Genomic DNA, 24258 nt, shown 5'->3' with positions numbered 1-24258 from the left:
GTTAATAGACGAAGGCTCGAGTTTCCAGCAGGTGATCATTCACGGCCACAGCGCCGGGTATCGCCTCGGCGGCAACGCGAATGGTCGTGCGTTCGGCGAGCGATGACGCAAAGCCGGTTAACAGGCACAACCACCAGGAGGGGGAGCGTTCGGTCCCGCTCTCGGCCCTGTGCAGCAGATCGCCTTCGCTTACGATGCCGAGCACCTTGTTGTCGGCATCGACGACCGGCACCGCGCTGATCCGCCGTTCCAGCAGGATCTGCGCGACTTGGCGGACGGTTGCGCTTGGTCCGACCGCAACCACGATGGCCATGTAGTCGCAGTTGCCCCCGTAAAGTCGGAGTAGTGCGTGTTTAGATATCGGGCAGTGCAACGACCATGATCGTGCGACGAGTACCCATTTTCGGTCGGATAAGCCCAGTGCTGCGACCAGTAAGTCATTGATTGTTCTCTACCGGTCGCCGTCTCTTAATCAGCGGGTCCCAGGTTCGAGCCCTGGTGCGCCCACCACTCTCTTACGCTGACAACTGATCGCGGGAGTGTCATTCCGACAAGCCACGTTGGAGCAGCGGCCGGCCCGACTCCATCGCGCGCACGGTGCTACCGCTATAGTCATACTCAGTAAGTTGCCCGTCCGCCCGACAGGTCGAACACCGCGCCAGTCGAAAAGGAGCATTCGTCGGAGGCAAGCCAGACGACCAGCGCTGCGACCTCTTCCGGACGGCCGGCACGGCCGAGCGGGATCTTGGCCAGCACGGCCCGGTAGGCTTCATCTGACATCTGCTTGACGAGATCGGTGGCGATCACGGCGGGCGCGATGGCGTTGACGCGGATTTCGGTGCCGGCGAGCTCCTTGCCGAGGGATTTCGTCAGCGCGATCACGCCGGCTTTCGCCGCTGAATAGCGGGTCATGCCAGCATTACCTTCCTTGCCGGCAATGGAGGCCAGGTTGACGATGCGTCCGGCGTTCTGCCGTCGCATCGGTACGACGGCCGCCTTACAGCAGAGGAACGTGCTGGTGAGGTTCACATCGAGCACGCGCCGCCAGTCTGCGAGGCTGTACTGTTCGATGTTGACCGTTGGGCCCGTGATGCCCGCGGCATTGACGAGGATGTCGATGCGGCCGAACCGCGCGAGGAGGCGCGCCATCGCGTCATTGACGGCGGCCTCATCGGTGAGATCGACCCGCGTGTCGGCACCATCTGCGACGTCCCAGACGACCACTTTCGCGCCCACGGAGGCAAGCCGCTCGCGAACGGCCTGGCCGATGCCGCCGCAGCCGCCGGAAATGACGGCGATGCGCCCGGAGAGATCGAGACCGCTCATTTCGTTGCTCCTCTGTCTGCGGCGCGTGCGACAACCTCGTGGGCTGCCGCCAGCGCGCGACGTCCCCATTCCTCGGCGCCGAGCTTGGGTAGCCACTCATCGTTCGGAATCTCGAGGCTCAGCGGAAGGTCGTCCGGCAAGGCGCCGACGAGCCCGGCGAGGTCGATGCCGCCGTCGCCCGGGAGAAGCCGGGCACACCGCGCCGTGTGGATCAGCTCGTCGTTAGTGGCGGGAATCTGTGCGGGCGCGTCACAGAGCTGGGCGTAGCTCAGCAATTCCCGGGGCAGGCTTGCGATATCGTCGAGCGTGGTGGCCGAGCGCGCGGCGTGCAACGCGTCCACCAGCACTCGTCCGTTCGGCTCGCCGGCATTGGTCACGATGCGAAGGGCGGCCTTGGCGTTCTTCACCGCGGTCCACGGCATGAATTCGAGATCCGCGGTGAGGCCGTAGGGCGCGGCGGCACGGCAGAATGTCGCGAACGACTCCGTCAGGCGACCCTCATCCGGATCGTTGCCGGCAACGAGGATGGCACGCGCCTTCAACCTGTCCGCGGTTTCGAGGAAGGCAGCGAAGTGGTCCGCATTGAAATCCACACCCAACCGCGCGATCTCGATATCGAATACCGGCACGCCGGTGCCGTCGATCCGGCGGATGGTCTTGCGCAGCATCGCGGCGTCGGTCGCGAGCGGCGAGAAATCGCCGCCGGGCGCCGCGGGCGCGATGCGAACCCCGATCGCCTGGTAGCCGAGCTTGTTTGCCAGGGCCGCTGCTTCCGGCGGCGCCAGCGGTACCGAGGTGAGATAGGCGAGCGAATAGATGTGGCTCATGGCGATCGCCTCGATTCAGGCCAGCGGCGAGATGGCGGTCGGCAGCGCCAAGATCGAGCGCATGTCGCCGGTCAGCCAGTCCGGCCCGCCCTTTCCGGCTTCGATGCCCACGGTGCGCACAAGGAACAAACCGGTCGCCCAAGCCGGCAACGGGGCGGATCGTCAATATCGCGTCCGCTGCGGCATTTGACTGCTCCGGCGTCGGAGCCACATTTTACTCGGTCAGCAAGGCTTCTGTCGTTCGGATATCGAGACGCCCGGCGTGCATCGGCCTGCTCTTCGCGCTCGGAATGAGTCTCATCATGGGTATGCTGATCGCTTATGCGGAAATTCCGTCGCTACTTGCTACGCTTGCCATTGCGACCCTTCATCTACGGCTTTGGGCGCGCCCACCTCATAGCCGGCACTGACCCTCGTCTATCTGCCGTCCGATATTGGCTCAGCCGCCGCGCTCCAGAACCCCAATCAGCCTAAGAAAGACTTGCAGGCACGCCGGCCTGTGGTATTATTAGAACGGCCGGTCGGATTATTATTAGAGCCCCAGCAGTATGAAGCTGCAAGGGAACTTAGATTGGGAGATTGTGCGATGAACGTCGCGTTGCGCGCGTCGCAGTGGGATGAGTTGATACGAGCGGACCGGGTGCACGGGTCGCTCTACAGCGATCCGGGGATCTTCGAGGCCGAGCTCCAGAACATCTGGTATCGCACTTGGGTCTATGTCGGCCACGAGAGCGAGGTGCCGAACGCGAACGACTACGTCGTCAAGTCGATCGGTCCCCAATCGGTCATCATGACCCGAGACGAGCAGGGGAAGGTCAATCTTCTTCTCAACCGCTGTTCGCATCGCGGCAACCAGGTCTGCTCCTTCGACAAGGGCAATGCGCGCTCCTTTACCTGTCCATTCCATGCCTGGACCTTCGCCAACGACGGGCGTCTGGCCGGCTACGCGTTTCCCGACGGCTATGAGGGCCAGGATCGTTCGACCCTTTCACTCGGGCGCGTTACGCGCGTGGAGTCCTATCGTGGATTCGTATTCGGCTCTTTCGCGGCCGAAGGCCCAACGCTGAAAGAGCATCTCGGCGGGGCCGCCGAGACGATCGACCGGTTGGTACGCACCTCTCCGGAAGGTGAGGTCGAGATCACGGCGGGTTTCCTCAAGCACCGCGTGAAGGCGAACTGGAAGTTCATCCTGGAGAACGAATGCGACGGATATCATCCAGCCTTCGTCCACACCTCGATCTTCGGGGTCGCGGATAGCCTGATCGGCAAGCTTTACGGCGGTACCTCGACCGCGCTGACGCGGGACTACGGCAACGGCCATACCGAAATCGACCTGCGCCCGGAATTCCGCAAGCGCGACCAGCCGATGAGCTGGTTCGGCACCTCGGAGGAGCGCTTGCCGGACTACGCGGCGCGGATGAAGGCGGCCTACGGCGACAAGACCGCACGTGAGATCATGATCGACGGCACGCCGCATGTGATGATCTTCCCGAACCTCTTCATCGCGGAAATCCAGATGTTCGTGATTCAGCCGCTCGCGGTCGACGACAGCGTGCAGCATGTCACTGCGCTACAATTCAAGGGTGCGCCTGACCTGAACCGGCGCCTGCGCCAGCAGACCATGGGCTCGGTCGGGCCGGCCGGATTCCTGCTTGCGGACGACTCCGAAATGTATGAGCGCTGCCATCGCGGCGTGCTGGCCCGAAATCCGGAATGGGTCTATCTCGGGCGCGGTGAGAAGCGCGAGCGTCGCGACGAACTCGGCTTCATCGTGGGCCATGTCACCGACGAGGTGCCCTCGCGCGGGATCTGGAGCCACTATCGCAGGCTGATGGAGCCAGCATGATGCTCTTACGCGAAAGCAGCGCCACGGTGTCGGCCGTTACCGCCTTCATCTACCGGGAAGCGCGTTTCCAGGACGAACATCAGTATGAGGCTTGGGAAAAGCTTTGGACAGACGACGGCATTTATTGGGTGCCGGCCAACGGCGCCGACATCGATCCGGAGAGGGAGATGTCGATCATTTACGACAACCGTTCTCGGATTGCGCTGCGCGTCAAGCAGCTGATGAGCGGCAAGCACTTCACGCAAACGCCGCAGTCGAACCTGCGGCGGCTTGTCTCCAATATCGAACTGGCCGACGAGCAGCCGGGCGCCGACATTGCCGTCGCCAGCAACAGTCTGATCTACGAGTCGAGCCTGCGCGACGACACGCTGTGGGCGGCCCGCAACGATTACAGGCTGCGCTATATCGATGGCGAATTGCGGATGGCCTATAAGAAGGTCACACTGGTCAACAACAGCAAGGCGATCTACACCTTGTCGTTCCTGGTTTAGGAATTTCGCGCCATGATCGACAAGGGACCAGTGTTACTTGACATCGCTGACGGCATCGCGCGGCTGCGGCTCAACCGCCCTGACGCCGCAAATGGTATGAGTGTCGAGCTGCTTTCCGCGTTGTGCGACGCCATCATGGTCTGCCATGGCCATCCGGATGTACGCGCGGTGCTGCTGTCGGGTGAGGGGACGAATTTCTGCGCCGGCGGAGACGTCCGAGCCTTCGCTTCCAAGGGCGAGAACCTGCCGGAGTATATCCGCCAGGCCACCGCATACCTGCAGAACGCGGTGACCGGGCTGCTGCGTCTCGAAGCGCCGGTCATTGCCTCGGTGCAAGGCTTTGCCGCGGGCGGTGGAGGTTTTGGTCTGGTCTGCGCGTCGGACATCGTGATCGCTGCGGAGTCGGCCCAGTTCCTTGCGGGCGCTACTCGGGTGGCGATGGCGCCGGACGCCGGCGTCTCGGTCACACTGTCGCGGCTGGTCGGTCTCCGCCGCGCGATGTCGATCTTGCTCACCAATCCGGTGATCCCGGCGGCTGAGGCGCTCTACCTCGGCATCGTCAACAAGGTCGTGCCCGACAACGAGCTTGCCGATGCCTCGCTGACGCTCGCCAGGGAGTTGGCGGCCGGCGCACCGAAGGCGCTCGCCGCCACCAAGCGCCTCGTCTGGGCCGGTACCGGAACCTCGATCGAGCAATGCCTGTCGGAGGAGGCGCGCACGGTGGCCGAATTGTCCGGCATGGCCGACGCCCGGGAGGGCCTTGCGGCGGTGATCGAACGACGCAAGCCGAAGTTCACGGGGCGCTGACGCGTGGCGATGCCGGGCCAGCTTCCATTCGGGCGGCTCGACGGCCGGCGCGCCTTCATTACCGGCGGCGCTCAGGGGATTGGTGCGGCGATCGCACGCGAGTTTGCCGGGGCCGGTGCGAGCGTCGTGATCGCTGATCTCGACATGGCCGCGGCGTCCTCACTGGCGAGAGCTACCGGTGTGGCGGCCGCCAGGCTTGACGTCAGCGATGCCACGGCAGTGCGAGCGGTCATTGCGCAGCACGGGCCCTTCGACATCCTCGTCAACAATGCCGGGATCGACCAGCACGCCTTCTTTACCGAGACGGCGGAAGATGATTGGGCGAGGCTGCTGGGCGTCAATCTTGTCGGCGTGCTGGTTTGCACCAAGGCGGTACTGCCGGAGATGCAGGCCAAGGGCTTTGGTCGCATCATCAACATTACCTCGGAGGCCGCGCGGCTTGGCTCGAAGGGTGGTGCGGTCTATTCGGCCGCCAAAGGCGGTGTCATTGCGTTCACTAAGAGCCTTGCCCGCGAGAATGCCCGCTTCTCTATCACTGCAAATTCCATCGCGCCCGGACCCGTCCGCACGCCGATGCTCGAACAGGCGATCGCAAAGGTTGGAGACAAGCTGCTGCGCGCGATGACGGAGGCGACTCTGTTGCGGCGGCTCGGTGAGCCCGAGGAAATCGCGTCCGCGGCGCTGTTCCTGGCTTCCGACCAGGCGGCCTATATCACCGGCGAGACCCTCGGTGTCTCGGGCGGCATGGGGCTGGGCGGCTGACATGGCGGACAAGGACAATCTTGCTGAGACGCCGGTCGACCGCGCCATCGCGCGGATCCGCTCGATTTACGGAAGCTGGACCCGCGACACGTCGCTCACACAGATGCGCCGCGATTGGGACGCGGCCTTTGCCGGCTATACGGCGCGGGTCGCTCGCCAGCAGATCGCCGCGCGCGGCGTCGATGGCGAATGGATCGTGCCTGCTCGTGCGCCAAGGGATCGAGCAATCCTGTATCTCCATGGCGGCGGGTTTCGCATGGGCTCCATGGCCTCGCATCGTGACTTGATTGCGCGGATGGCCGAGGCCAGCGGCTGCCGCGTGCTCGCGATCGACTATCGTCTGGCACCGGAACATCGTTTTCCGGCGGCGCTTGACGATGCGCTGCAGGCCTTTGGTTTCCTGCTGTATCAGGGCCTGAAGCCGAAGCAGATCGCACTGGCCGGCGACTCCGCAGGCGGCAATCTCGTGCTCGCGACCATGCTGGCCGCGCGCGATCGGGGCCAGCCACTGCCGGCGGCGGGCGTCTTGATGTCCCCCTGGACCGATCTCGCCGCAACAGGCGCGAGCTACGAGAGCCGGGCGGAAGCCGACCCGATTCACCAGCGCAAGATGATCCTGGCGCTTGCTAAGAGCTATCTGGGCGAGGAGGGCGATCCATGCCATCCGCTGGCGTCGCCACTCTACGCCGATCTCACGGGCTTGCCGCCGCTTTTGATCCAGGCGGGAGATCGGGAGATCGTGAGGGATGACGCGGTGATGTTTGCCGACAAGGCGAAGGGCGCAGGCATCGACGTCAGGCTCGAGATCTTCGAAGGCATGATCCACGTATTCCAGATGTTTCCCGACATTCCGCAAACGCAAGAAGCGATTGCCGCGATCGCGGATTTTCTCCGCAAGGAACTTCACATCGAGGCCGGGGAGCCCGCCAAATGAATGTCATGCCTGCCGATCCGTGCAACTTCACCGATGCCGAATTTTGCTTCTCCGATCCGCCCGGCCTATCCGAGGAGATTCGGCTGCTGCGTAGCCAGGTCCGGCGCTTCGTCGAGAAGGAGGTGATCCCCAGCGGCGAACAATGGGAACGCGCCGGCAAGATTCCGCGCGAAGTTTTCCACCAGATGGGCGCGCTCGGCTTCCTCGGCATGCGGCATGAGACCGAATACGGCGGGACCGATATGGGGCCGCTGTCCTCCATGGTGTTCGCGGAAGAGCTGGGACGCTCGACCTTCGGCGGCTTTACGTCGTCGACACTGGTGCATTCCGATATGTCGGCGGTCCACATCACGCTGCGCGGCACGCCCGAACAGAAGCGAAAATATCTGCCGGCCATCATCCGCGGCGAAACCATCTGCTCCATTGCGGTGACCGAGCCCGACGCCGGCTCCGACGTCGCGGGGCTGAAGACCAGAGCGAGGCGCGACGGCGACTCCTGGGTGATCAACGGTTCGAAAATGTTCATCACCAACGCGGTCTATGGCGACATCCTGATCGTTGCCGCGCGCACCGATCCGGAGGCAAAAGGCAGTCGCGGGATCTCGCTGTTTATCGTCGAGCGCAATACGCCGGGCATCTCGGCGACCAAACTCGACAAGCATGGCTGGCTCTGCTCGGACACTGCCGAAATCGCCTTCCAGGACGTCCGCGTGCCCGCCGAGAACCTGCTTGGCGAACAAAACAAGGGCTTTTACGGCATCATGGAGACGTTCCAGAACGAACGCATCTGCATTGGCGGCATCTGTGCCGGTGAGTCCGCGAAGGCAATCGAGCTGACGACAAACTATGTGAAGACACGCTTGGCGTTCGGCGGCCCGCTCTGGAACCAGCAGGCAGTGCGGTTGAAGCTCGCGCAACTCGCGGCCAAGGCCGCCGCCGCGCGCCAGCTCGCCTATCACGCCGCCGAGCTCGCCGAGGCCAGGCAGCCTTGCCTCCGGGAGGTCTCGATGGTGAAGGCGCTGTCGCCGGAGGTGCTGCACGAGGTGGTGCACGGTTGCCTGCAGCTCCATGGCGGCACCGGCTTCATGCGTGGCACGCCGATCGAGCGGATGGCGCGCGACGCGCGGGTGCTCACCATCGGCGGCGGCGCCACCGAGGTCATGCTGGAAGAGGTCGCAAAGCGGATGTGAGAGGCGACCCAGCCGCTCGATCCGGAGGCTGACCGGCTTCCGTCCGGCCTCACTTCACCGGCTTGAAGCTCAGCGTCGCCGCGTCGGACTGCATGATCTGTAGCTTCTGGTTCGAGAATCGCACGCCGGGACCGAAGCTGATCGGGGCCATCACGCCGGTTTCGACGTCCTTGGTCTTTTCCAGCTCGGAGATGGTGCAAGCCCAGGTCAGATCCTTGCCGCAGCGCCCGATGGCCGCGAGCAGCACCTTCGCCGCCGCATAGCCGGTCATGGTATAGCGGTTGATGCCTTTGGACTCGGCCTCGGTGACCAGCGGCTTGGCTTTCTCCAGGAAGGTCTTGCCGGCCTCGCTGGCAAACGGTTCGACATAGTCGACGGCATAGATGCCATTACCGGCCGGACCCATCAGCTTCAACACGGGTTCGATGCGGCCGGGCCAGAAGATACCGGTCACCGGCTTGATGTTGAGCTTCTCCAGTTCCTTCATCATCGCGATGTTCTCGGCGATGATTCCGCCGGCGAGAAACACCTCCGCGCCGGAATCCTTGAGCTGCAGCATGTCCGACGAGAAGTCCTGCTGGCCCTTCTTGTAGTTGCCGCTGTAGACAACCTTCAGCTTCTTGCTCTTGACCACGGAATCGAAGCCATCGCGCACGGTGATGCCGTAGTCGTCGTCCTGCGTGATCAACCCCCACTTTTTGCCCGGGTTCTTGTCGGCCAGGAAGTTCACCAGATGGATGATGCCTTCCTCATAGGACTGGCCGACGACGAAGACGTTTTTGCGGGCGGGCTCCCAGAGCAGCTTGACAGGCGCGACATCGATGACGGTCGGGATGCCGGCCTTCTCCAGCACGGGCATCACCGCGATCGACTGGCCGGAGCCGGAGATGCCAAGCAGGGCGAAGACCTTGTCAACCTCGATCACCTTCTTGACGCCCTGGATGGTGCGAGCGGTGACATAGCCGTCGTCTTCCAGCACATATTTGATCTTGCGGCCATTGATGCCGCCAGCGGCGTTGGCCTCCGCGATCGCGATCTTGTGGCCGATCGAGGCGGCGACTCCGAGCAGGGCTGGCGGCCCGGTCAGCGGTTCAACGTCGCCGATCACGATCTCAGTGTCGGTGACGCCGGGATCGGCGGCCAATGCCGTGCCCGAGAGCAGTGCGCTTGCGAGCAGCATTGAAGCGGTCGCCAGGTGATTCCTCATTGCCTTTTCCTCCCTTGGTCTTGATTGTTCTGTTTGTCAGTAGCGAAGCGGCCAGTGGACCCAGGCTCGCCTGAGGTCGTGCCAGGCGCCGACCAGGCCGCGCGGCTGGAAGCGCAGGAACAGGATGATGACGAGGCCGTAGAGCATGCTCTTGAGCTCCTGCGCGCCGGTCGTGAACATTGCGTCCATCTGCGTACTCATCAGGCTGAAAGCGAGCCGGGTCGCCTCCGGCAGCAGCACGATCAGGACTGTGCCGAGCACAGCGCCCAGCGCCGAGCCCAGTCCGCCGACGATCAGGATCGCCAGCGCCTCGATCGACAGCAGGAAAGGAAAGCCCTCGACACTGACGAAGGAGAGATAGATGCCGTAGAGCGCGCCCGCGAGACCTGTGATGAAGGCTGACGTGACGAAGGCAAACAGCTTGTAGGCGTGCAGGTTGATTCCCATCGCCCGTGCGGCGATGTCGTTGTCGCGGATCGCGACAAAAGCGCGACCCACGCGGCTGCGGCGGATGTTGAGGGTCGCGAACAGGGTCAGCATGGCAAATACGAGGCAAAGCTGCGTGAAGGCGACGTCGCTGTCGAAGCTGATGCCAAAGATCTCCGGCCGTAACACTGCGATGCCGCGGGCGCCGTTGGTGAGCCAGCGCGCCTCGAGGATCACGGTGTTGATGATGAAGGAGAACGCGAGGGTGGTGACCGCGAGGTAAAGGCCTTTCAGCCGCAAGGACGGCGCGCCGACGATGAGGCTCGCCAGCGCCGGCACGATGCCGGCGCCGAGGAAGCCCACCAGCGGTGGCAGATGGTACTTGGAGACCAGGATCGCATATGCATAGGCGCCGGTGACGAGGAAGCCGACATGGCCAAGCGAGATCAGGCCGGTATAGCCCGTCAGGATATTGAGGCCGAGCGCGCCGACCGATGTGATCAGGATGATGGTCAGGAACGACAGGGCGTAGGCGTTCAGGGCGTAGGGTACGACGATCAACGCGAGCACCAGAACCGTCGACCACAGCCAGACCGGCGGTGAATCGATCAGCGCGACGAGCTCGCCATAGCTTTGCTTGTAATCGCCCGTGCGCATGGCGCTAAACCCTCTCGATGTCGCGTTCGCCGAAGATGCCGAAGGGCCGGATCATCAGCACCACGATGATCATGGCGAAGCCCGCGACCTCCTTCATGCCGGAGCCGATATAGCCGCCTGCGAAATTCTCGGTGAGACCGATCAGAAGTCCGCCGACGCCGGAGCCGAGCACCGCATCCAGGCCGCCGAGGATGGTTGCCGGAAAGGCCTTCAGCCCGAGCTGGAACATGGCCGGCGACAAATCGTAGGACAGGGCGAAGAACACGCCGCCGATGCCGGCGATGGCAGAGGATGCTGCCCAGGCCAGCGCGTGGATCCTGGTGGCGCTGATGCCCATCAAGAGCGCGGTGCGATCATCGGCCGCGACCGCGCGCATGGCAACGCCGATCTTGCTGTAGCGGAAGAACGCCCAGATCGCCGCAAGCAAAAGCAGCAGTGTGATGATCACCGCGATCTGACCGGTGCGGACCCCGATGCCCGCGACGCGCACGATGTCGCGCCCCATGCCGATGTCGAGGCCGTGCGGATAGGCATCCCAGATGAAGTTGATCGAGGAGCGCAGGATCACGGCGAGCCCGATCGTCACCATCACGGTTGCGAAGATCGGCTCCCCCAGCATCGGGCGCATCACCACGCGTTCGATCACGAGGCCGAGAACGATAGCGGACAGGATTGCCGCCAGCGAGACGATGACGACGTTGCCGCTGATCGTGGTCGACACCGTCCAGGCGATATAGGCCACGATCATGGTCATCTCGCCCTGGGCGAAATTGACGAGGCCGGTAGACTTGTAGATCACCGCGAAGCCCATCGCGATCAGGCTGTAGATGGCGCCGATCGCCAGCCCGGAAATCAGGAGCTGCACGAAATACTGCATCAGGCCTCCGGCTTGTAGATGATGGCGAGTTCGCGCGAGAACTTCCTCTCGATCATGGCCCGGCGGACCTTCTGCGTGGCCGTGAGCTCTCCGTCGTCATGGTCGAGCTCCTTCTCCAGGATCGCGAAGCGCCTGATGTTCTCGACCCGGGCGAAGCGCTTGTTGGTCTCGTTCACGATGCGCTCGACCAGTTCGTTGACCTCGGGTAGCTGCGACAGCGACTTGTAGTTGGTGTAGGGGAGGGCGTGGTCGCGCGCCCAGCGGCCGACATTGTCGTAGTCGACCTGGATAATGGCGCCGAGATACTTCTTGGCCTCGCCGACCACGATGGCCTCCTTGATGTATTCGGAGTCCTTCAGTGCGTTCTCGATCTCGGACGGCGCGATGTTTTTGCCGCCGGCAGTGATGATGATCGCCTTCTTGCGGTCGACCACCGCGATCTCGCCGTTGTCGAGAAGCTCGATGATATCGCCGGTGCGCAGCCATCCCCCCGGTTCGAGGGAAGCGGTGGAGGCCTTCTCGTCCAGGAAGTAGCCCTTGAAGACACCCGGGTTGCGCAGCAGGATTTCGCCATCGGCATCGAGCTTCCACTCGGTCTGCGCCATCGGCACGCCGCAGCCGCCGATCCGGTGATGGCTCCCGGTCTGGACAAAGGCGACGCCGCCGGACTCGGTGAGGCCGTAGCCCTGCGAGACGGGTCGGCCGATGATGTCAAAGAAGCGCAGGGTTTCCGGTGAGATCGAGGCGCCGGCGCACAGCCGGTGGCGGCTGTACGCGAAGCCGAGGTGGCGTTGGATATTGCGGAACATCAAGAGATAGAGCGCGGCGTAGGCGAGGCGGTCGCGCCAGCCTGCCTTGCCGGCTTCCCGGCGATCCGACAGCTTGCGGCCCAAGGCAAGACAAGCCCTGGTCAATCTCTGCCTGAGCTTCCCGCTCTCGCCAAGCCTGAACAGAAAACCCTGTTGAAGCTTCTCATAGATGCGCGGAACGCCGACGAAGAAGGTTGGCGCAATCTCGCGGATATTGATCGCGACGGTGTCGATCGATTCGGCGAAGCTGACCACGCCGCCGAGTACGAGATGAGTGACCTCGCCGTAGCAGCGTTCCGCCACGTGGCACAGCGGCAGGTAGCTCACGGCCTCGAACGGCCTGTCGGCGATCCCGACGCTTTCCGCATACGCAAAGGCGGCGTAGACCAGGTTGCGGTGCGTGAGCATCGCGCCCTTGGGCGGGCCGGTGGTGCCGGAGGTGTAGACCATGATGCAGACGTCGTCGGGCGAGGCTTGCGCGATCAGCCGATCCAGCGTCGCATCGGCCTCGGGGGTCTTGCGGACATAGGCGTCGCCGAGCTCGCACAGCGATTCGAACGACATCAGGTTTGACCGGCGATAGTGCCGCATACCCTTGATGTCGACGCAGACGATCGCCTCGACGTCAGGCAGTCCGCCATTGTTGGCCATGGCGTCCATGACCTTGTCGGTCTGCTCCTGGTCGCCGGTCACGACGACGCGGGAGCCCGAGTGCTTGACGATGTATTGTAGTTCGACCCAGGGATTGGTCGGGTAAATGCCGACGGCGACGGCGCCGATCATCTGGGCGCCGAGGTCGGCGTAGAACCATTCTGGCGTATTTTCGCTTGCGATTGCGACGCGGTCGCCGGGCTTAATGCCGAGCGAGAGCAGGCCGAGCGCGACCGCGCGAGCCGTGCGGTAATAGTGGTTCCAGGAGTACGGATTCCAGATCCCGTAGTCCTTCTCCCGTAGCGCGATCGCGTCGCCATGCATGGCAGCACACCGCTGGAGTAGCTGCGGAATTGTGATCGTGGCGTCCTTGAGCGCCGACTGCAATGTGTTCGCCTCGGTGCGTACGGCAGGCACGGCATCGGCCGGCGCGGCAGAATGAACGGTTCGCAGCGTGTCGATGGTTGACATCAGGCGCCCACCTTCAGCCCTCGTTCAGCGCGATGGCCGCCAAGATAGGCCTCTTTCACCGCGGGGTTGTCGCGGATCTCGGCCGGCATTCCCTCCGCGATCTTGCGCCCGAAATTGAGCACATGGACGCGGTCCGAAATGTCCATCACGATTCGCATGTCATGCTCGATCATCAGCACCGTGATGCCGAGCTCGTCCCGGATATCCAGCACGAAGCGCGCAATGTCCTCGGTCTCTTCCTGGTTCATGCCTGATACCATTTCGTCGAGCAGGAGAAGTTTCGGCTCGCAGGCCAGTGCGCGGGCGAGCTCGACGCGCTTCTGCTGCCCATAGGAGAGGGTGCCGACGATGGCATCGCGGATGTGCTCGATCTCGAGAAATTCGATGATGTGCTCGACGCGGCGGCGGGCCTCGATCTCTTCCTTCCGGGTGCGGCCGAAGAAGATGACGGCGTCGAGCACGTTTGTGCGCAGATGGGTGTGGCGGCCGGTCAGGATATTCTCCACCACGGTTCCGTGCTTGAACAGCGCCAGGTTCTGGAACGTGCGCCCGATGCCGACGGCGGGAAAGCGGCACGGCGAAAGGGTGACAAGATCGATGTTGTCGAACACCATGCGGCCGCCGCTCGGCCGCAGCACGCCGGAGATCATGTTGAACAGGGTGGTCTTGCCGGCGCCGTTCGGGCCGATAACGCTGCAGATTTCGCCGGGCACCACGGTGAGGCTGATGTCGGCGAGCGCATGCAAGCCCCCGAATCGCTTGCTCAAGTTTTCGACCGTGAGCAACGCCGTCATGACAGCCACCGCTTGCGCCGCTTGTAGTGCTTGACGTCGCGCAGGCTCTTGCGGCCGGAGGCAGAGACGCCAAGATAGAATTCCTGCACGTCCTCGTTCGAGACGAGCTTCTTCGCGATGCCGTCGAGCACGACGCGCCCGGTCTCCAGGATGTAGCCGTAGTCGGCGATCTCGAGAGCGCGCTGCGCGTTCTGCTCGACCAGGAGAACGGTCATCTTCAGCTCGTCCCGCAGGCGTACGATGACCTCGTAGATGCGATCGATGATCAGCGGCGCGAGCCCAAGCGAGGGCTCATCCAGCGCGAGCAGGACCGGATCGGTCATCAGCGCGCGGCCGATTGCCAGCATCTGCTGTTCGCCGCCGGACATGTAGCCTGCGATCTGGTCGCGGCGCTCGAAAAGCCGTGGGAAGAGGGCAAACACCTTGTCGCGCCGCTCGCGCGCTTCGGCTGTCGTCCTGGTATAGCCACCCATCAGCAGGTTCTCGTCGATCGTCAGGGCCGGGAAGATGCGCCGCCCCTCCGGCGCCTGGACGATGCCGCGGCGAACCAGCTCATCCGGCCTGAGGTGGTGGACGTCCTCGTTGCGGAAGCGGATCACGCCGTTCTCGATCACGCCTTCCTCGGTGTAGAGGATGCCGGACATGCCCTTCAGCAGCGTCGACTTGCCGGCACCGTTGGAGCCGAGCAGGGCGACGATGCCGCCTTCGGGCACTGCGATCGAGACGTCGCGCACCGCCTCGATGGCATTGTCATAGACGATCCGGATGTTGCGGAATTCGAGCAGCGCTGCGCGCTCAGGCGTCGCCTGCGAGCTCGTCGTGTCCGCCTGTACTGTGACCGGCATTGATCTCAAATCCCGACAGCCTGCTTCTTCTGGCGTGACGCAAGTATCGCGTCGGTGACCAGTTTCGCCGTCTCGGCGCAGGCTTGCGTTCCGCCATTGCCATATTCCTTCACGGCATCGCCGACGCACCAGAGGCCAGCGATGCCGGTTTCTCGGGGCAAATCGTAGCCGGCACAGCTCCGCTGCGCCGGCCAGTCGTCGCGCATCACTCGAATGGAGAGAATTCTTGCCTGGTCGAAACTGGAAAACTGCTCGCGCAGGTCGGCAAGCGCCAGCTCGACCTCGGCGTCCGAGTCAAAATCGCCGAGCGCCGGGACCGGCACGGCGTAGGCGACATAGAGGTTCCAGCCTGGAGGGGCGAGCTCCGGGCAGGTCGCGGTCAGGTTCGCCATGTTGCACAGGCGCCGGGTCTTGCCGAAGGTGACGATGCCGGGGTGAACCATCAGCGGTTCGCGGCTTGCGATATTGATGACGATGTTGGCGGCCGGGCGCAGGTCGTGACGGACTCTTTCGACGTAGTCGGGCGGGAATGCCGCTTCTCCAGCGAGCGCCACCGTAGCCTTCGGACCGGCATTGCTGATCACGATCTCCGTGTCGATCCGCATCTGTTTTCCATCGCGCGTCACCGTGACGCCATCGACGCGGCCGTCGATGGTGTGGATCTTCACAGCCGGCGTGCCGAGCCAGATTTCGCCATTGCGCGCGATGGCTGTGCCCAGCGCATTCCATACGCCGATCGTGCCTTGCGGGCAGAAGCCGAACCGCTTGAATGCGCCCTTGCTGGTGAAATAGGTTAGAAACGCGCGCGCCGGCAGCTCGGCCGCATTGCAGGCAAAGATCGCCGCACAGAGATTGCGGAAGAGCGCATGCACCGTTGCGTTGTTGGTGTAGCCCTTCAGCCAGTCCTCGGTCGATTGCCGTCCGTCAGGCAGGTTGCCGGAGCGCGCATCGGCGAATTTTTCGAGGATCCGGGAGGCTTGCTTGGTCAGTTGTCCCAACAGCAGCGACCAGCCGCCGCGACCGACATCGACCAGCTTGCCATCGATTAGGAAGGAGCTCGCCGGCTCGGGCGCCCGGATATTGAGAGAGGCACCGACCGTATTGAAGGTTTCCTCGAAAACCCCGCCGAACTCGATCGCGATCGCGCCGATGTTGACCTTGAATCCGTCGATCTCCTCGGTTGAGGCGCGGCCGCCGAGACGCATCTTGTCGTCGACTACAAGCGTGCGCAGTCCGCCATGAGCAAGCCGCGCAGCTGCGCAAAGGCCGCCTGCGCCGGCCCCGACAACGACGGCGTCGAACCGTTGATCAGCCACCAGAAACCTCCCCGTGCGCCGCCGGTTGATCCCAGCGTCCTTGATTGCTGGAGGGAGGATATTATAATCCGACTGTCCGTTCAAATTATTTTTTGATCTGGATCAAACTGATTTGTCCGGAGACCGGCTGGCCCCGCACGGCGCGCGTTGCGCATTGCATTGGTATACAAGGTCTCCTGTCTGCCGGATTCGCTCGGCGGCAGCTGAGAGGCGAGAGACTTGCATGGCGCGGACGCGATCGGAGAACTACGACGACATTCACCGCGGGATCATGAACGCGGCCTGCGATCTGTTTGCCAACCAGGGATACATGCGGGCTTCGATCGGGGAGTTGGCCGATGCGTGCAAATTGTCGCGCGGCGCCCTCTATCACTATTTCGAGTCCAAGGAGGCGATCCTGTTCGCAATCCTCGACGCGCATGTCCGTCAGATGATCGCGGATGTGGAGACGGCGATCGCCGGCAAATCGACGACGCTCGACCAATTCCGCGCCGCGATCCGCGCGATCGTCGAGCTCAATGCCCGTTCGTCGCAGGAACAGCGCCTTATTCTCAATGATCTGTCTTTCCTCAGCGAAGCGGACCAGCAGACCATCAAGACACTCGAACGTCGGATCGTCGAGATGATTTCCGATCTTCTCGTTCAACTCGACAGGCAAGGCAAGATCGTCAAACGGACGAAGAAGATCTACACAATGATGCTCTTCGGTACCCTGAATTTCAGCCACACGTGGTACGATCCGAAAGGCGGCATCGGGCCGGCCGAATTTGCCGACATGGTGGTCGACCAGTTCCTCTACGGAATCACGACCCAGGCATCGCCGTCGGACTTGTCGGCACGACAGCGGCAGCGAGCGTAAGGCTTGGCCGTCAGTCCCGGTCGAGGCTTTCGCGGCGAACTGCGGAAAGATTTCGGCGACGATCGGTCCATCGCTGCGCCAGGAGTGGCAGCCTTCGATGAAGAATGGGCAATCGGTGACGTCGCGCTGATGTTCGGAGGAATCGCGACCTTCCGGCGTCTGGCCGTATGACATTGCCTGAAACAGCGTGGTGACGCCTGGGCTCAACATCACGCCACAAGGGCGCACAGTCTATGACAATATCAAGAAGGTGATCAGTTGGACGTTGCCCACTAATGCCGGGGAAGCGACGACGATAATCGCCGCACTGTTTCTCGGCATGGCCCTGCCCGTCACAGCGGTGCAGATTCTATGGATCAACCTGATCACCGGAATCACTCTCGGCGTCGCGCTCGCGTTCGAGCCGACCGAAGACGACACGATGAAGCGGGCGCCGCGGTCACGGAAAGAGCCGCTGCTTACCGGTGCGCTGATCTGGCATATCATCCTCGTCTCCGCATTGTTCCTTGCGGCAGTCTTCGGTATGTACACCTATGCGACTGACAGAGGACACGCCCCCGCCCCCGACCTCGCCCGAACCATTGCGCTGAACACGCTTGCCTTGTCCTTGGGGAGTGCAACCATCAGATCCAACAGTGTGAGCTCGCGCGCGAGCGGAGACTCTGGATCTGCTTCGCGGGTAGAGACTTGCGAATAGGGCGTTGCGGCTTTGTGTTCAGCTCGAACTTGAGCTTCTTCGGCAGCATCTCGAGATTCTTGGCCGCGATCCGTTTCGCGGTCATGCCACCTTCATGGATCGCGATGTACCGCCAACCGCCTACGGTCGCAGACAAGTTGTAGAGCGGCAGGGAGCCCTCTGGTGTACTTCGGCAGGTGGAGATCACCGTCGATCTCTACGAAGTAGCCAAGCAACACGAGTGCGTTCTTCAAGCCGCTCGACCATGACCGGGGCCGCTCTACACACTTCGTCATCGCCGCCGATCCGCTAAGAAGCCGCGAGTAGGATGACCGCAAGCCATATACAAGATAAGAAAGGCCGTCCGATCCTGTGATCGGTCATTTCGCTGGATCCCTTCTTTGGCGAACCGACCGCTCAGCTTTTTGTGGCCGTTTTCGAGAGCTCAGCTTCCACGCCGACTGCGCACGCCCTGGCGAATGAATGGTCCATACTCGTGGCGGCAACGGTCTTCACGTATTCGCTGATGAGGTTGTCCCTAGAATAGGACCCCGCCGCCTTGAACTTGGCGACGGCGCCCTCGGCCGCTGTGAACTGCGCCACGCATATCGGGACCAGAACAGACATCCGACCATTGGTCTCAGCCGTTGCGGTCATAGTTTTGGCAGTGCCGCCAGTGACCCAGCCGCCCCAGAAAAATCCGATCGTTATCGCACCAACAGCGCCGAAAGCGATTCCCTGGAGAAAGCGTGTCCGCGCCTCACCTTGCAGAATGTCGGGCATTTTCATGATGGTCTCCTTTTTTGCGCACAAGCCGGTTCGCAGCCGCAGACGCCGCTTGCGTCCGTGCTTGGCAAAACATCCGTCTCTGTGAGATTGCGCCTTCCGATGGCACGCTAGCTGCCGCTACGAGGACGAGCAGCGACTTCGGAAGTCACCGCTTCATGGACAGCTTCAAGGCGAACAACTGCCACCTTGTCGTTCAACAGTAGGGCTTTGTCCTGGTGCTGTACAGCACCATCTTGGTCTCAAGTCCAAAGGTTCGCGCGCCATCGTCTCTGGAGTAAGGTCTCAGGTCGTGATCGCAGTTATCAGCGGCTGAACCGAAAATGCTCTCGTCCACTGGTGGCACAATCAAAAAAGCCTCCGTGAGAGCGACTTTCTACATTTGCAATCATTGAGCGCTATGGGAGGGGCGCTTTTCAGATCCAGGATAACAAGATCAAATAAAACATTCGTGCAGAAGACGTTCGACCCAATCACAGCGGTCTTCTGTCTGTCATTAGTGGGACGACACCTGTTTGATTGGACTTGATTGGACATCGGTTCCTGTAGCTAGCTCAAACGTCCCCACGAGCACCCGATGGTGAACCTCTCCGGCCTGTGCTCAGACCCATGAATAGCCGGGATTTTGCTGGCATCCTCTCGAGGCTGGAGAAGCGCCGTCCGTAGTTATTTCGAACGGGCGACGGAGCTTTTTTGCATCGTCCCAATCTGCCGCCGCACCGGGGCGCGAAGCGGACTTGGTCGGGAGCCGCATTATGCGTCCGCTACGGCCAATAATAGACCATTGATGTAGCCCTGGGATACGGCCCAGGCCGCCCCGCTCATAGGGAAGTCGATTGTCCGCGCAATCAGGACATTGCTTGCATCAGGGCTGCGATATGAATCGTCGCAAAATTGGTATAGGTGTCGGAGACGGCGTAGGGCAGAATAATCAGGTCATGGTGCCGCATCGCGCCACACGTATAGACCACGTTGGGAACGTAGCCCTCGCGCTCGGATGGCTCCGGATGCAGCAAAGGTTCACTTGCACGACCCAGCACCTTGGATGGGTCCTTCTTGTCCAGCAGGGCGGCGCCGATCGAATATTTTCGAACGGGGCCGACACCGTGCGTGAGCAACAGCCAGCCTTCATCGAGTTCGATCGGCGAACCGCAGTTTCCAATCTGCACGAACTCCCAGGGAAACTGCGGCTTCAGGATGGCTTGGCCGCCATTCCATTGGTACAGATCGTCTGAATAAATCAGATAAAGGTTCTCGTTGTCCTGGCGCGCGATCATGGCGTATTTGCCGTCAATCTTGCGCGGGAATAGCGCCATGCCCTTGTTGCGCGCCGCGGTCCCTTGCAGCGGCGACATTCGAAATGACAGGAAGTCGCGCGTTTCGATCAACTCCGACTGTATCGCTCTGCCGGTATAGGCGGTGAAGGTCGCGTAGTACGTCTTGCGATCACCATCGATAAATTCGACGAAGCGGGCGTCTTCGATGCCTTGGGATTGTGATTCCGTGACCGGAAATATCACGCGTTCGCTGATGTCCTGTTCTTCTTTGAACGTGATTTCAACCGTTCCGCCTGATGATCCGGGCATGTGGCGTCCGACCCGGGGACTGGAGGCCAATCGCGCGGTCGGATCGACCGCCAGGCTGCCGTCGGCTGCGATGGTGCCACTGCGAAATGTCAGCGAAGATACGTGCCCTTCGCCAACGGCCCGGAGACTGAGAACAAAGCGCAGGCCGTCTTTCGGCGCGCCTGACTGGTCAGGATGCGGTACGATGCTGGGATTGAACAGGGCAGACGCCTCGAACGAATATTCGTTCAGGAAATAGGCCCCGATCAACTGGCGCTGAATGGTCGAAAAAGCGCCGTGAGCCGCCAACGCCCGCTCCATCTCATCGGCGCGGAACTCGAACGTCTCCAGCAGGTTGCGGTGCCGGCCCTGAAAGTTCGCCAATACGTCTGCCAAAAGGTTGGCGGTGACTTCCGGGTCCAGGGCCAAAACCCGTTCTACGATGTGGTTGGCGCGGGTCTTGTCGGTCGGGTTGAGATCGCGCGGTTCAGTTGCCGGCTTGAACGGGCGTACGATCACGCGCGCAGGATCGGGGCGCAGATAGAGCGCTTGCCGATGCAGGAATCTGGCTTGCGACAAGATGTCCTCGGACCGCTGGAGGGGCAACTGAAGTTCAGACGCCGATGACGCGAAGCGCCACCGGCGGTGTCACGCTGACATTGACGCGCGCAAGCTGACGAATATCCGCAAGACCGAGCAAATAGGACACGACGGACTCGCCGCCGCGGTTTTCGTTGGCTCGGTCGGGATGCAATCCATCCCGGCAGCTGCCGGTCTCGGGATCGACGAGTGCGATCGACAAATCGTTGTGGCCAAGAAACCAGGCGAAAACGTTGGTCGCAATCGCTTTCCATTCGGCGTCGCCTTCCGCGCGCCAGGCGGTCAGGCAGGCCGCGATCGTTGCCGCTGCCTCGACCGGCTGCTGGTCGAACGCGCGAGGCGCTTGGCGCGGCTCACCGAAGCCCGCAGTGCCAACGGGGCGGAAATGTCCGGCCGAAGCCGTTTGCTGCGTCATCAGCCAACGCAAGGATCGCAATCCGGCAGCGAGGTAGTCGGGTGCTTGCGTGGCCATGCCCGTAATAATCAGGGCTTGCGACAGGCGAGCATTGTCATACGCCAGGCCTTCCTCGAACCACGTCCAGCCCGGCGTCTCGACGGAAGCGAAGGCCACCATCAACCTGTCGGCCAGAGCATGCCGGATCTCCCGGGCGCGCGCATCATCGCGAACGACGGCGCAATAGCCGTCCAGACCCAGCAGGGTGAATGCCAATGCGCGGGGCGAACCAAAGGCCTCGACGACAGGCAGTGCCTCGGCAAACAATCCGGCAGCCCATCGGCGTCGTGACGGGCTTGCATCCCTGCGTGCGCACTCACCCAGGGCCCATAATGTTCGCCCGTGGCTGTCCTCGGAGCCGCGGTCTTCGAGCCAGCTTCGATCAAAGCCCATGAAATTGCGAAACCGTCTGGTGTCGGGATTCCACGCATGCTGAACGAACGCGGCAAAACGAGCCGTCAACACTTCGGACAGACGCGTCTCGCCGGGATTGTTGAGGGCGCACGCCAGCAGCAAGGCACGGGCATTGTCATCCACGCAATAGCCGTGAGCCCGATCTGGCACCGAATGGACGGCGTGCTGGAACAGGCCGGTATCGTCGCACATCGAAAGAAAGTGATCCAATTGCATGTCGGATACCGCCGGGCTGTACGCGACCGCGACCGGCCCGGGACGTGCCGCCACCTTGAGCCAGTCACCACGACGCGCATTTTCGAATGAAGCCATGTAACGCTCGGCCGTGCGCTCCCATGTCATCGAGCGGCTGATGGCGTAGGCACGCTCGCGCATCGCCTGCCGGCGAGGGGCATCGGTGAGCAATTGAGCGATTTCCTTGCCGATTGCCACCGCGTTGCCGAAGGGAACAATCACACCACGGCCATCGTTCAGCAACTCAAGCGCGTGCCAGTACGGAGTCGAGACGACCGGCTTGCCCAATCCAAAGCTGTAGGCCAGCGTCCCCGACGTCATCTGCGCTTCATTGAGATAGGGCGTGACGTAGATGTCGCTCATCGAAATGAATTCCAGCAACGTCGCCTGATTGACGAATTGGTCGAGGAATACGACATGGTCCTCGATGCCAAGCTCCCGTACGCGCGTCATCAGACCGTGGCGATAGGCCTCGCCCTGGTCGCGCACGAGATTGGGATGGGTCGCGCCGAGCACGACATAAACCGCGTCCGCACAGCGTTCCAGGATCAGAGGCATCGCGTCGATCATGACCTCGATGCCCTTGCTGGGGGACAGAAGCCCGAACGTCAGAATGACGGAACGGCCGCTGAATCCGAGCTTGGTCTTAGCTGCGTCTGGTTCGACAAACGGAAAATCGGGAATGCCGTGCGCAATAACCTCGATTTTGTCGTCAGGCACGCGATAGACGCTCCGTAACGTCTCGCGTCCCTTGTTGGCCATCACGATGATCTTCGAAGATGTCCCGACGAGGCGCTCCATCACCGCACGCTGGGCGGTAGTTGGTTTGGCCAGCACCGTGTGCAGCGTCGTGATGACGGGCATGCTGAGGCCTGAAAGCAGTTCAAGGATGTGAGCGCCGGCTTCACCGCCGAAGATCCCGAATTCATGTTGCAGGCAAACGACGTCGAACCGGCCCGCGTTCAGGAAGGCCGCGGCGCGGACATAATCTTCAATGGTGTCATCCTTGATCTGCAAGGCGACCGAAGCGGGATAGTCATAGGCCTGTCCGTGGTCGTTCATTGCAACGATGCTGACCTCCAGGTCCGGCCGTGAATTCGAAATCGCCCTTTCCAGATCAGTCGTAAAAGTCGCGATGCCGCAACGGCGAGGCAGCGAATTGCCGATGACGGCGATGCGGCGAAGCGGTGTCAAGTTCGGGCCTCGGCGCTGCCCGCGAATTGCGGAACTGAATGCGTGGCTGGATGAGTAAGCTTGCCCGGTTGCTCATCCAGACTCTGCAACAGAGAATCGATCGGGCGGCTGGCGGGATACGCAATCAACGCGCTCAAGCCATTGTGGCCAACCTCGATGCTGTTGCGGCCGCCGCCAATGAAGATGGCTTCCCCCGTCGATGCCGCGGCCAAACCGATTGCAGCGTGTCCGTTGAGAATGAGCATCCAGGTCTCCGGTTCGGCAAGCAGTGCCCAGCTTGAACCTTCGGGAAGTTCAACGCGCTCAAGCACGAAATGCTTGCTCGCGACGAGAGTCGTCCGGTTGGCGGCGACGGCCGCCGAATTGCCAAGCGTTCGAAGCGGCCATGGATGGGCAACCGCGACGCCATTGTCCTCGTGCAACTCACGCTGCCGACCATAGTCATACAGGCGGAAGGTTGCGTCGCTGCGTTGCTGAATTTCTGCGAGCACGATGCCGGCGCCGATGGCGTGGATGGTGCCGGCCGGGATGTAGATCACATCGCCTGCGGCAACCGATTGCCAGTGAAGGAGTTCAGCGATCGAACCGTCCTGGATCGACGTACGCAATTGCTGCGCCGTTACCTGATGTTTTAATCCAGCGCCGATCTGCGCGTCGGGCTGGGCCGCGAGGATGTACCATGCCTCGCTCTTGCCGTTCGGCATCCCCATCGCGCGCGCGAACGTGTCGTCTGGATGAACCTGGATGGACAACGGTTGACTGGTGAACAGCAGCTTGAGCAGCAAGGCGGGCGTGGGCGCGCTCTCGTCGGCGCGCTCGAACCACAACTCGCCGACGGCACCACGAGACCCGTCAATATTGCTCCATGGTCTGAGATCGCCGACGCCCCAGGGCTTTTGGACGACCCGCACGGCGGCATGTTCGATAGGCATAAGTGATCCTGACCCGTGACGCACACGTCGGGGCGACGTGCCGTTGACCGATTTCGTCGATAGGATTTGGCCTGGCTAAGGCGTCGCGAATCCAGATAGGCGCTCAAGGCGGTCGGATGCCGAGTTGTTACGTGGCTACTCCACCACTCGAGTACAACCTCCCGCAGGGCGTTTTACTTGCTTCTTCTTAGTCAGCAGCGTCCGTCTCATTTGCTGCATAGCGTGCCCCGGCGCATCCAAGGGGCCAAAAAGTACCTGGCTTCCGGAATAGAAAACCGCACGCGACCGCAAGGTTCGAGCCGGGCTGT

The 24258-nt window shown here is 62.3% G+C and carries 24 protein-coding genes; 10 read left to right on the top strand and 14 right to left on the bottom strand.

Going from position 1 to position 24258, the window contains the following annotated elements:
- Window position 1: 1 nt before the first annotated feature.
- The 3 genes from ACSHT2_RS10125 to ACSHT2_RS10115 all read right to left on the bottom strand — a co-directional run bounded on the left by ACSHT2_RS10125 (window position 2) and on the right by ACSHT2_RS10115 (window position 2153).
- Window positions 2-313, bottom strand: a complete 312-nt coding sequence (locus ACSHT2_RS10125) for a CBS domain-containing protein (protein ID WP_440641437.1) — start codon at window positions 311-313, stop codon at window positions 2-4.
- Between the two features lie 305 nt (window positions 314-618).
- The gene (locus ACSHT2_RS10120; protein ID WP_440641436.1) at window positions 619-1326 is read right to left on the bottom strand and encodes an SDR family oxidoreductase; all 708 of its coding nucleotides are present in this window, start codon (window positions 1324-1326) and stop codon (window positions 619-621) included.
- Complete coding sequence (locus ACSHT2_RS10115) at window positions 1323-2153, bottom strand: sugar phosphate isomerase/epimerase family protein (RefSeq protein WP_440641435.1); 831 nt, start codon at window positions 2151-2153, stop codon at window positions 1323-1325. The genes ACSHT2_RS10120 and ACSHT2_RS10115 overlap by 4 nt, the downstream gene beginning before the upstream one ends.
- Between ACSHT2_RS10115 and ACSHT2_RS10110 the strand changes: the two genes are divergently transcribed.
- From ACSHT2_RS10110 to ACSHT2_RS10080, 7 genes are all read left to right on the top strand, one after another.
- Entirely contained in the window at window positions 2152-2343 is a 192-nt protein-coding gene (locus tag ACSHT2_RS10110) for a hypothetical protein (protein ID WP_440641434.1), read from the top strand. The two genes, ACSHT2_RS10115 and ACSHT2_RS10110, sit on opposite strands and share 2 nt — an antisense overlap.
- Before the next feature lie 396 nt (window positions 2344-2739).
- Window positions 2740-3999 carry an aromatic ring-hydroxylating oxygenase subunit alpha gene (locus tag ACSHT2_RS10105; RefSeq protein ID WP_440641433.1) on the top strand — a complete coding sequence of 420 codons (1260 nt, stop codon included), beginning with the start codon at window positions 2740-2742 and terminating at the stop codon, window positions 3997-3999.
- A complete protein-coding gene (locus ACSHT2_RS10100; protein ID WP_440641432.1) occupies window positions 3996-4490 on the top strand; it encodes an aromatic-ring-hydroxylating dioxygenase subunit beta in 495 nt (164 codons plus the stop codon). Before ACSHT2_RS10105 ends, ACSHT2_RS10100 begins: the two co-directional genes overlap by 4 nt.
- A gap of 12 nt (window positions 4491-4502) precedes the next feature.
- On the top strand, window positions 4503-5297 hold the full coding sequence (locus ACSHT2_RS10095; RefSeq protein ID WP_440641431.1) for an enoyl-CoA hydratase/isomerase family protein: 795 nt from the start codon (window positions 4503-4505) through the stop codon (window positions 5295-5297).
- Window positions 5298-5306: 9 nt separating this feature from the next.
- Entirely contained in the window at window positions 5307-6059 is a 753-nt protein-coding gene (locus tag ACSHT2_RS10090) for an SDR family NAD(P)-dependent oxidoreductase (protein ID WP_440642810.1), read from the top strand.
- A gap of 1 nt (window position 6060) precedes the next feature.
- The gene (locus ACSHT2_RS10085; protein ID WP_440641430.1) at window positions 6061-6993 is read left to right on the top strand and encodes an alpha/beta hydrolase; all 933 of its coding nucleotides are present in this window, start codon (window positions 6061-6063) and stop codon (window positions 6991-6993) included.
- Complete coding sequence (locus ACSHT2_RS10080; protein WP_440641429.1) at window positions 6990-8183, top strand: acyl-CoA dehydrogenase family protein; 1194 nt, start codon at window positions 6990-6992, stop codon at window positions 8181-8183. Before ACSHT2_RS10085 ends, ACSHT2_RS10080 begins: the two co-directional genes overlap by 4 nt.
- Window positions 8184-8232: 49 nt before the next feature.
- On the opposite strand, the gene ACSHT2_RS10075 is transcribed toward ACSHT2_RS10080, so the two are convergent.
- The 7 genes from ACSHT2_RS10075 to ACSHT2_RS10045 are packed head-to-tail and all read right to left on the bottom strand — an operon-like array spanning window position 8233 to window position 16236.
- Window positions 8233-9390 (bottom strand): ABC transporter substrate-binding protein, encoded by a 1158-nt coding sequence (locus ACSHT2_RS10075; RefSeq protein WP_440641428.1) that lies wholly within the window; start codon window positions 9388-9390, stop codon window positions 8233-8235.
- Between the two features lie 36 nt (window positions 9391-9426).
- Window positions 9427-10473 (bottom strand): branched-chain amino acid ABC transporter permease, encoded by a 1047-nt coding sequence (locus ACSHT2_RS10070; RefSeq protein ID WP_440641427.1) that lies wholly within the window; start codon window positions 10471-10473, stop codon window positions 9427-9429.
- Between the two features lie 4 nt (window positions 10474-10477).
- Window positions 10478-11350 carry a branched-chain amino acid ABC transporter permease gene (locus tag ACSHT2_RS10065; RefSeq protein ID WP_440641426.1) on the bottom strand — a complete coding sequence of 291 codons (873 nt, stop codon included), beginning with the start codon at window positions 11348-11350 and terminating at the stop codon, window positions 10478-10480.
- Window positions 11350-13281, bottom strand: coding sequence for an AMP-dependent synthetase/ligase (locus ACSHT2_RS10060; protein WP_440641425.1), 1932 nt, complete (start codon window positions 13279-13281; stop codon window positions 11350-11352). Before ACSHT2_RS10060 ends, ACSHT2_RS10065 begins: the two co-directional genes overlap by 1 nt.
- A complete protein-coding gene (locus ACSHT2_RS10055) occupies window positions 13281-14075 on the bottom strand; it encodes an ABC transporter ATP-binding protein (RefSeq protein ID WP_440641424.1) in 795 nt (264 codons plus the stop codon). Before ACSHT2_RS10055 ends, ACSHT2_RS10060 begins: the two co-directional genes overlap by 1 nt.
- Entirely contained in the window at window positions 14072-14920 is an 849-nt protein-coding gene (locus ACSHT2_RS10050; RefSeq protein ID WP_440641423.1) for an ABC transporter ATP-binding protein, read from the bottom strand. Before ACSHT2_RS10050 ends, ACSHT2_RS10055 begins: the two co-directional genes overlap by 4 nt.
- A 5-nt stretch (window positions 14921-14925) precedes the next feature.
- Window positions 14926-16236 (bottom strand): phytoene desaturase family protein, encoded by a 1311-nt coding sequence (locus ACSHT2_RS10045; protein ID WP_440641422.1) that lies wholly within the window; start codon window positions 16234-16236, stop codon window positions 14926-14928.
- A 223-nt stretch (window positions 16237-16459) separates the two neighbouring features.
- Here ACSHT2_RS10045 and ACSHT2_RS10040 point away from each other — a divergent pair, with 223 nt between their 5' ends.
- Genes ACSHT2_RS10040 through ACSHT2_RS10030 form a run of 3 tightly spaced genes read left to right on the top strand, consistent with a single transcriptional unit; the run spans window position 16460 to window position 17792 of the window.
- Window positions 16460-17095 carry a TetR/AcrR family transcriptional regulator gene (locus tag ACSHT2_RS10040; RefSeq protein WP_440641421.1) on the top strand — a complete coding sequence of 212 codons (636 nt, stop codon included), beginning with the start codon at window positions 16460-16462 and terminating at the stop codon, window positions 17093-17095.
- Between the two features lie 3 nt (window positions 17096-17098).
- Window positions 17099-17266 (top strand): hypothetical protein, encoded by a 168-nt coding sequence (locus ACSHT2_RS10035; protein WP_440641420.1) that lies wholly within the window; start codon window positions 17099-17101, stop codon window positions 17264-17266.
- 19 nt (window positions 17267-17285) lie between these two features.
- The gene (locus tag ACSHT2_RS10030) at window positions 17286-17792 is read left to right on the top strand and encodes a cation transporting ATPase C-terminal domain-containing protein (RefSeq protein WP_440641419.1); all 507 of its coding nucleotides are present in this window, start codon (window positions 17286-17288) and stop codon (window positions 17790-17792) included.
- A 396-nt stretch (window positions 17793-18188) separates the two neighbouring features.
- On the opposite strand, the gene ACSHT2_RS10025 is transcribed toward ACSHT2_RS10030, so the two are convergent.
- From ACSHT2_RS10025 to ACSHT2_RS10010, 4 genes are all read right to left on the bottom strand, one after another.
- Entirely contained in the window at window positions 18189-18560 is a 372-nt protein-coding gene (locus ACSHT2_RS10025) for a hypothetical protein (protein ID WP_440641418.1), read from the bottom strand.
- A gap of 845 nt (window positions 18561-19405) precedes the next feature.
- A complete protein-coding gene (locus ACSHT2_RS10020; protein WP_440641417.1) occupies window positions 19406-20701 on the bottom strand; it encodes a glycoside hydrolase family 130 protein in 1296 nt (431 codons plus the stop codon).
- Between the two features lie 34 nt (window positions 20702-20735).
- Window positions 20736-23018: a glycosyltransferase family 4 protein gene (locus ACSHT2_RS10015; protein ID WP_440641416.1), complete on the bottom strand. Its 2283-nt coding sequence runs from the start codon at window positions 23016-23018 to the stop codon at window positions 20736-20738.
- Window positions 23015-23950: a class I mannose-6-phosphate isomerase gene (locus ACSHT2_RS10010; protein WP_440641415.1), complete on the bottom strand. Its 936-nt coding sequence runs from the start codon at window positions 23948-23950 to the stop codon at window positions 23015-23017. The genes ACSHT2_RS10015 and ACSHT2_RS10010 overlap by 4 nt, the downstream gene beginning before the upstream one ends.
- Between the last annotated feature and the right edge of the window lie 308 nt (window positions 23951-24258).

The sequence above is a fragment of the Bradyrhizobium sp. PUT101 genome (assembly GCF_052043945.1).
Classification (GTDB): Bacteria; Pseudomonadota; Alphaproteobacteria; order Rhizobiales; family Xanthobacteraceae; genus Bradyrhizobium.
Note: the sequence above shows the minus strand (reverse complement) of the source record. Positions and strands in the feature narration are given on the sequence as shown.